Genomic DNA, 1,610 nt, shown 5'->3' with positions numbered 1-1,610 from the left:
TCAACTTCGACGGCATGATCAAAAGATCAATGCCGCCTCGTTTCAAGGCACCTTGCTCGCTCTGGCGGGTTTTCGCTCATATGACCCAATCCGCTGTCAAGAGCCACAATGGCCCCGCCGACCGCTTGCAATCGGTCGACGGGGCCTGCCGTTAACCCGTCCCGGTCCGCCCCGGCATGTCGTCGACGCCTTCGGCTCAGTCTCATATCCGCGGATACCGTTCTGTCGGCCCGCACTCCATTCCTTCGGCGGGGTTCCCCAAGTCTGTCGGGGCGCATGCGGAGGGCTCCGCGCGCACAGCGAAATAGGGGGTATCCCCGAAGGCCGCCCGGCTCGCCGGGGCGGGGGCTATGTCTATTCCGCGCCCTCCCGGCACATCACGCCGAGGGCCCGGAGCCACCTCACGAGCTCGGCCGCGGTGGCCGCGTTAGCCTTCGCCGCGGGCATGCCGCGGGCGAGCATCTCCTCGCGCCGCCGCAGGAGCCGCTCGGACCCCTTCCTCCCGTGCATCCTTATCTCGAGGGGCACGCCCGTGTCCCTTGGCATGAGCTTCGGCTGGTGCCGTGCCGCGGCGTAGCACCATGAACCCTCAACGGCCAGCTTCCTCACGAGCGCGTTGCCCGCACCGCTGATGCCTCCGAGCCGCACGGAGTCGCCGCTCGACCTCTGACTCGGCGCGAGGCCGAAATAGGCCGTGACCTGCCTTCCGGAGCGGAACCTCGTGAAGTCGCCGACCTCGGCCGAGAAGGCTGCGGCCAGCGCGAAGGCGCAGCCCTTGATCGACTGGAGGGCGGCCACCTCCGCGGCGATCGGGCTGGCATCCACGGCCGCCCTGTACTCGGAGAGCAGGTCCGCCCGGGCCTCCGCCGCGGCCTCGACCTCGTTCCTCAGGGCGGCGAGCGTCCGAATCCCGCCATCGTCCTCCGGCCTGACCTTGTCGAGCCACCTCAGGAAGTCGTAGGTCCAGTACTTCCTCGGTTTGCCGGCGGGCGTGGTGCCGCCGTAGGCGAACCCTCGCTTTGCGAGGAAGGCGAGCAGCCGCTGCTTGGCGGTCGCCAGGCGCGCGGTCGCCCCGTCGTAGGCGCCGGCGAGGTCCCTGATGCCCTCGACCTCGGGGGAGGGGACCCATACGGGGGAGATGTCGTGGGCGAGTATCGCCTTGGCCATCCTGGCGGCGTCGTTCCTGTCGCTCTTGGAGGCCGAGTCGGCGGCCGACCTGGGGATCTTCGAGACCGCGGCGACGACGCACTCGACGCCGAGCCCGGCGAGCTCCCTTTGCGGGGCGAAGCCGAGGTAGCCGCTCTCGTAGGCCGCGAGCGACGGCCCGGGGAACCCGTCCATCCACCCGGCGATCTCGCCCCAGGGGTTGCCGGGGAACCTCCTCGCCACGGCCTCGCCGGTGTCCGCGTCGAGGGCGCAGACGGTGGTCGACCTCAGGTGGACGTCCATCCCGAACGCGGTAGAATACTTTGGCATGGGAGCCTCCCAACCTCGTTGTGGCGCGGCTGCGCCTATGGCACTTCAGCATCATTGTCGCAGCCCCGACCCGCGGTCACGAGCGGGGGCTCCTATCTTTTCAGTGCCCTCGGATTGGGTCATAGTGTCTGTCG

At 69.1% G+C, this 1,610-nt stretch carries 1 protein-coding gene; it reads right to left on the bottom strand.

Features of this window, described 5'->3' with window-relative positions:
* Positions 1 to 354: 354 nt before the first annotated feature.
* Positions 355 to 1,476, bottom strand: a complete 1,122-nt coding sequence (locus DWV32_RS07560) for an IS110 family transposase (RefSeq protein ID WP_117757762.1) — start codon at positions 1,474 to 1,476, stop codon at positions 355 to 357.
* Positions 1,477 to 1,610 lie beyond the last annotated feature (134 nt).

The sequence above is a fragment of the Collinsella sp. AF04-24 genome (assembly GCF_003465685.1).
Lineage (GTDB): Bacteria > Actinomycetota > Coriobacteriia > Coriobacteriales > Coriobacteriaceae > Collinsella > Collinsella aerofaciens_AP.
The sequence above is the reverse complement of the archived record's forward strand: the minus strand, read 5'-3'. Positions and strand labels throughout refer to the sequence as shown.

What these genes read in the sequence shown, in the direction of transcription:
- DWV32_RS07560 (WP_117757762.1), bottom strand. Translation starts at nt 1,476, where the DNA reads ATGCCAAAGTATTCTACCGCGTTCGGGATGGACGTCCACCTGAGGTCG.